Below are 6,195 nucleotides of genomic sequence, written 5' to 3' on the forward strand. Positions count from 1 at the left end.
CCCCGGCTTTCACCGGATGCCGGTCAGGCCTTCGCTTCGACCTCCAGGCCCGTCCAACGGGCGGCGAAGGCCAGGAGATCCGTCAACTCGGCGATGATCTTGTCGGTCGGCTTGCCCGCGCCATGGCCGGCCCGGCTCTCGATGCGCACCAGGTGCGGCCGCGGCCCGACATCCGCGGCCTGGACGGCGGCGATGTATTTGAAGGTGTGGCCCGGAACCACCCGATCGTCCGTGTCGGCGGTGGTGGCGAGGATCGCAGGATAGTCCTGGCCCGGCCGGATGTTGTGATAGGGCGAGTAGGTGAGCAGGTTGCCCACGTCGGCTTCATTCGCCGGATCGCCATAGTCGGACGTCCAGAGCTGCCCGCCGGTGAACCGGTTGAAGCGCAGCATGTCCATCACGCCGACCCCGGGCAGCGCCGCGGCGAAGAGATCGGGCCGCTGGTTGACCACGGCGCCGACGAGCAGGCCGCCGTTGGATTCGCCCTGGATCGCCAGGCCATCCGGCCTGGTGACGCCTTCCGCCTTGAGGAACTCGCCGGCGGCGATGAAATCGTCGAAGACGTTCTGCTTGTTCTGCAAGCGGCCGGCGTCGTGCCACTCCCGCCCGTATTCGCCGCCGCCACGGAGGTTGGCTATGGCCAGCACGCCGCCCTGCTCGATCCAGGCGACCTGCGCCGGCGAATAGAAGGGAAACAGGCTGATGGAGAAGCCGCCGTAGCCGTAGAGCAGGGTCGGCGCGGGGCCGGTCACGTCCCTGCGCCGCACGATGAACATCGGCACCGCCGTTCCGTCCTTCGATGGGTAGAAGCGCTGATCGACGATGAGCGCATCGAGGTCGACGTTCACGCGGGGCGCGGCCCAGATGCTGCTTTCGCCGGTGGCGAGATCATGGCGATAGACGGTGGTCGGCGCATTGAAGCTGGTGAAGACGTAGAACATCTCGTCATCGTCCGGGTCCCCCCGCAGGCCGCCGGCGGCGCCGATGCCGGGCAATTCGATCGCGCCGGCGGGCGTCCCGTCGCGCTCAAAGCGCTGCAGATCAGTCTTGGCATCGAGGAGATAGGCCAGGACCAGTTCGCCGCCGAGGAGCTTGCCCTGGTTGAGGACACCTTCTTGCTCGGCGACCACGTCCGTGAAGGCCGGCGCCTCGCCGGCGAGATCGAGAGCCACGATCTTGCCGCGGCCGGCGTCCCGATCGGTGATCAGGAAGAGGGTCTCGTCGGTGTTTCCCAAGAGCGCCCATTGATTGTCGAAATTCTCGATAAGCGCGCGCGGCGCCCAGTCCTGGCTGGCGAGATCGACGAGGCTCAAGGCATTCTGCGTGGCGCCGGGGGTCGAGTAGATCAGCGCGTAGCGCCCATCGTCGGTGACCTCGACGACGTGCAGCAGGCCGAGGTGATCCGGTGTCGCGTGGACGAGCCGGTCCTCGGCCTGCGCCGTGCCGAGCGCGTGGAAATAGACCGCGTGGCCGGAGATGCCCGCGGTCGATGCCGCGCCCGGCTGACGCGCGGGAAAGCGCGAATAGAAGAAGCCGGAGCCATCCTTGACCCAGGATATGCCGGTGAAGCGCGCCCATTCCACGCGGTCGTCGAGCACCGTGCCGCTCTCGACGTGGAGGACGCGGATGGTGCGCCAGTCGGTGCCGCCCTCCTGCACCGCATAGGCCACATGCGTGCCGTCCTTCGAGGCCGCCCATTCGGCGAGCGCAGTGGCGCCATCCGCCGACCAGGCATTGGGGTCGATGAGGACACGATCCTCCCCGTCCACGCCTTCGCGGACGAAGAGAATGGGCTGGTTCTTCAAGCCCGGGTTGCGGGCGTGGAAAAGGCGCGTGCCGCGCTTGTGCGGGGCCGTGACCTGTTCGTGGTCGAAGAGCGCCGTCAGCCGGTTCCGGAGCACCTCCCGCCCGGGCAGCGTGGCGAGATAATCCGCCGTGACGGTGTTCTGGGCTGCGACCCAGGCCGCGACGTCCGCATCGCGCGCCGCGTCGCTCTCGAGCCAGCGGTAGGGATCGGCAACCGTCATGCCGAAATAGGCGTCCACCACGTCGACGCGGCGAGTTTTGGGGTACGCGAGGGCGGGCATGGGTCTCTCCGGGAGCGATCGGCGGAAGCGAAGCGCGACTACGCGCCAAAAATGCGCGGCACGACGGGGTCGCAGAACGGCAACGGGCTGGCCGCGCGGATCGCCTGCGCCAGCCGCTCGACGACCTCCGCGGTGGTGAATGTCTGGCCATGGCTGACGGCTGCCATGCTGATGGTCTCGTCGATCACCCGGATGGCGGCGGCGACCGTCGCGGCGCAGAGCTTGACGTCGAAGTCGCCCGGCGAGCGGTCGAGGCGGTTGGCGACGATGCCGATCAGGTCCTGCTCGCCCTGGTGGCAGGCCATCAGCCAGGCGGTGCGCAGCGCCGGCTCCCTGGGCAGGAGCGCGATCAGCCGCACAATGAGAACGCCATCGGCGATGTCCTGCGGCGCCTGGCGGTCGAGCGCGAAGCAGGCGCCGAGATGGGCCTCGATCGTCGTGTCTCGGGGCCATTCCCGCAACTGGGCGCTGAAGCGCCGCGCCGAGCGCGCGAGCAGCGGTTCGACGCAGCTCTCCTTGGAGCGGAAGTAGCGCCACACGGTCCGCGTCGAGACGCCGGCGGCGGCGGCGATGTCGTCGCCGCTCGTCCCGGCGACGCCCCGGTCCACAAACAGCTTCGCCGCATGCCGGGACACGGCGAGCCGCGCGTCGTCTCGTTCGATGGAGTGTCTGCTGGTCACTAAATGACATATTAGATGTCATTTAGTGACGGACGCAAGCCGGAGGGTTTTTGTCCGACTCAGCCGCTCCCTCGAGCTTGGCCCAGACGGCGGCGGGCACGTAATGCGCCCAGGCATGCGTGGCTTCGCGGGATGATCGTCCACGCGACCGCAGGGATGCACACCGCAAAGCGTCCGCCCCGGAGCGGCAGCCGGGCCGGATTGGGGTGGAGCATTCTCTTCTGGTGCTTCGGAACGTTGGCGAGGGGCAGGACATTACGCCAGGCAGACCGGCGTTCGGCCCTCAAGCGGCGGACCGGCATCCTTGGGAGACGAGCGATGGCGAAGAGCCTCGGGCAGGGCGAGAAGGGCGATCCGCAATTTGTCGTCCACAGTGAGATGTCGGAAAAGACGGCCGCGCATAAGTCCGACGAGCTGAACGAGCGGTGAGGCTACGCCACCTCGTCCTCGTGCTGGGCGATCAGCTCGACGGCCAGTCCGCCGCCTTCGACGACTTCGATCCGGGGCAGGACGCGGTGCTCCAGATGGAGGTGCGCGAGGAGGCGACCTACGTTCCGCAACACAAGCGCCGCCTCGCCTTCTTCTTCTCGGCCATGCGGCATTTCCGCGACGAGCAGCGCGGGGCAGGCCGGCGCGTGCACTACAGCGAGCTCGACGACCCCGCCAACCGCGGCACCATCCCCGCAGAGGCCCGGCGGTGGGCCGAGGCCTTGCGGCCGCGCAAGCTCATCGTGCTCCAGCCCGGCGACTGGCGCGTGCGCGAGCAATTGGCTCGCCTCGGCTGGCCGATCGAATTCCGCGCCGACCGGCATTTCCTGTGTCCTGCCGATGCCTTCGCCGACTTCGCTGAGGAGCATCCCGGCCTCGTCATGGAGCCGTTCTACCGCTTCATGCGCTTGCGACTCGGCGTCCTGCTCGATCCCGACGGCAGGCCCGCGGGCGGCGCCTGGAACTACGACACCGATAACCGCGCCGCTTTCGGCCGCAGCGGCCCCCCGCCGTGCCCGCGGGAAAGGAGCTTCGCCCCCGATGGCGTGACCCGCGGCGTCCTGGCGTTGGTCGAGCGCGCATTCCCGCACAATCCAGGCCGGCTTGGCGGCTTCGACCTGCCGGTCATGCGCAGCCAGGCGCTGGCGGCGCTGGATGACTTCGTCGAGCACCGGCTCGGCTATTTCGGTCGTTTCCAGGATGTGATGCGCATCGGCGAGCCGGTCCTGTTCCACTCGCATCTGTCGGGGCCGCTCAACCTTCATTTCCTGCGGCCGGCGGAGGTCCTCGAGGCGGTTATCGCCAATCCCGCCGGCGCGCCGCTCAATTCCGTGGAAGGCTTCGTTCGGCAGGTGATCGGCTGGCGTGAATTCGTCCACGGCATCTACTGGCGGTTCATGCCGGGCTATGCGGAAGAGAACGCCCTTGGGGCGGACCTGCCGATGCCGCGCTTCTACTGGACTGGCGAGACCGACATGCGCTGCCTGGCCGAAGCGATCGGCCACACCATCGACCACGCCTATGCCCATCATATCGAACGGCTGATGGTGCTCGGCCTGTTCGCCCTGCTGCTCGGCGTGCGGCCCTACGACGTGCACCGGTGGCACATGTCGATGTTTTCAGACGCGATCGACTGGGTCTCGCTGCCCAATGCGCTTGGTATGGGCCAGCACGGCGACGGCGGCGTCGTCGGCACAAAGCCCTATGCCGCCAGCGGCAGCTACATCAGCAAGATGAGCAACTACTGCCGTCATTGCCGCTACGATCCGCACAAGGCCCTCGGCGACGACGCCTGTCCTTTTACGACGCTCTACTGGGATTTCCTGGCGCGGCATGCGCCGCGTTTTGCTCGGAACCCGCGGATGAAGTACCCCTACGTCCATCTCGCCCGCAAGGACGCCGACGAACTCGCTATGATCCGCAGGCGGGCTGCGGCTCTGAAAACCCAACTCACGGCGGAGGCCTTTCTGTGATGGCGCCGGCGCGGCTTGAGCAGCTCAACGACGAGCCTGAGCGGGAGGGCGACTACGTCCTCTACTGGATGCAGCAGTCGCAGCGCGAAGCCTGCAACCCGGCGCTGGAGACTGCCCTCGTCCATGCCAGCCGGCTCGGGCTTCCCGTGCTCGTCGGCTTCGGCCTCATGGACGGCTATCCCGAGGCCAATGCGCGGCACTACGCCTTCATGCTGGAAGGCCTGCGCGATGTGGCGGAGGCGCTGTCCACGCGCGGCATCGGCTTCGTCGTCCAGCGCGGCGCGCCGGACGAGGTCGCGATCGCGCTGGCCCGCCGGGCCGCGCTCGTCGTCTGTGACCGCGGCTATCTGCGCCATCAGAAGCAATGGCGCCGCAATGTGGCGGAGCAGGCGCGGCGGCGCGTAATCCAGGTCGAGGGCGACGTCGTGGTCCCGGTTGCACTCGCGTCGGGCAAGATCGAGACGGCGGCGCGAACGCTGCGACCAAAGCTCCAGCGGCTACGCGAGGATTTCCTGCAGCCCTTGCGGCGCAGCCCGATCAAAGTCCAGGCCGGACCGCTGCGCCTGCCGCCCGGGGTCGACCTCTCCGACATCCCGGCGCTGCTCGGGACGCTGCGGATCGACCATGATATCGGCCCGGTGCGACGGTTCAGGGGCGGTGCCCGCGAGGCGCAGCGGCGGCTCGCCGGCTTCCTCGACGGACCGCTCGACAATTATGCCGAGGGGCGTCGCGAGCCGGCGAAGGAGCAGGTGTCGTTTCTGTCGGCCTACCTCCATTTCGGGCAGATCTCGCCGCTCGAGATCGCGCTGGCCGTTACCCAAGCGGAAGCGAGCCGGGACGACCGCGCCGCCTATCTGGAGGAACTCCTTGTGCGGCGCGAGTTGGCGATGAATTTCGTCGAGCATCAGCCGCACTACGACAGCTATGCGCGCCTGCCGGACTGGGCGCAAAGGACGCTGGAGGCGCATCGGTCCGATCCGCGTCCCCACATCTACAGCGACGTGCAGCTCGCCGCCGCGCAAACGCACGACCGCTACTGGAATGCGGCGATGCGCGAGATGCGCATCACCGGCTACATGCACAACCACATGCGCATGTATTGGGGCAAGAAGATCCTGGAGTGGTCACTCGATCCACAGAAGGCGTTCAGGACAGCCCTGTCGCTCAACAACCGCTACTTCCTGTGCGGCCGCGATCCGAATTCCTACGCTAACGTCGCCTGGTGCTTCGGCCTGCACGATCGCCCGTGGCCGGAGCGCGCTATTTTCGGCAAGGTGCGCTCCATGACCGCCGAGGGTCTGAAGCGCAAGATCGACATCGAGGCCTATGTAAAACGCGTCGAGGAGCTTGCGGAGGCCGAGACGGGCTGACGTGACCCCCGTTTTTCATCCAGCGGAAGCGAGAGTCCTTTCGTGATCTGAGCCTTCGTCGATGGCGAGTGCAAGAGGCCGAAGCGCTGAGCTGTCA

General features: G+C 67.6%; 5 protein-coding genes. 3 read left to right on the forward strand and 2 right to left on the reverse strand.

What is annotated here, in order from left to right; translation table 11 throughout:
• Nucleotides 1-23: 23 nt before the first annotated feature.
• Nucleotides 24-2,087: a prolyl oligopeptidase family serine peptidase gene (locus IEW34_RS24600; RefSeq protein ID WP_188611858.1), complete on the reverse strand. Its 2,064-nt coding sequence runs from the start codon at nucleotides 2,085-2,087 to the stop codon at nucleotides 24-26.
• A gap of 38 nt (nucleotides 2,088-2,125) precedes the next feature.
• A complete protein-coding gene (locus tag IEW34_RS24605; protein WP_188611859.1) occupies nucleotides 2,126-2,767 on the reverse strand; it encodes a TetR/AcrR family transcriptional regulator in 642 nt (213 codons plus the stop codon).
• A gap of 318 nt (nucleotides 2,768-3,085) precedes the next feature.
• Here IEW34_RS24605 and IEW34_RS30740 point away from each other — a divergent pair, with 318 nt between their 5' ends.
• The 3 genes from IEW34_RS30740 to IEW34_RS24615 are packed head-to-tail and all read left to right on the forward strand — an operon-like array spanning nucleotide 3,086 to nucleotide 6,098.
• Nucleotides 3,086-3,196, forward strand: coding sequence for a DUF2945 domain-containing protein (locus tag IEW34_RS30740; protein ID WP_244642183.1), 111 nt, complete (start codon nucleotides 3,086-3,088; stop codon nucleotides 3,194-3,196).
• Entirely contained in the window at nucleotides 3,193-4,728 is a 1,536-nt protein-coding gene (locus tag IEW34_RS24610; protein ID WP_188611860.1) for a cryptochrome/photolyase family protein, read from the forward strand. The genes IEW34_RS30740 and IEW34_RS24610 overlap by 4 nt, the downstream gene beginning before the upstream one ends.
• Nucleotides 4,728-6,098 carry a deoxyribodipyrimidine photo-lyase gene (locus IEW34_RS24615; protein ID WP_188611861.1) on the forward strand — a complete coding sequence of 457 codons (1,371 nt, stop codon included), beginning with the start codon at nucleotides 4,728-4,730 and terminating at the stop codon, nucleotides 6,096-6,098. The genes IEW34_RS24610 and IEW34_RS24615 overlap by 1 nt, the downstream gene beginning before the upstream one ends.
• Nucleotides 6,099-6,195 lie beyond the last annotated feature (97 nt).

Origin of the sequence: Chelatococcus reniformis, assembly GCF_014640075.1 — a bacterium.
GTDB lineage: Bacteria > Pseudomonadota > Alphaproteobacteria > Rhizobiales > Beijerinckiaceae > Camelimonas > Camelimonas reniformis.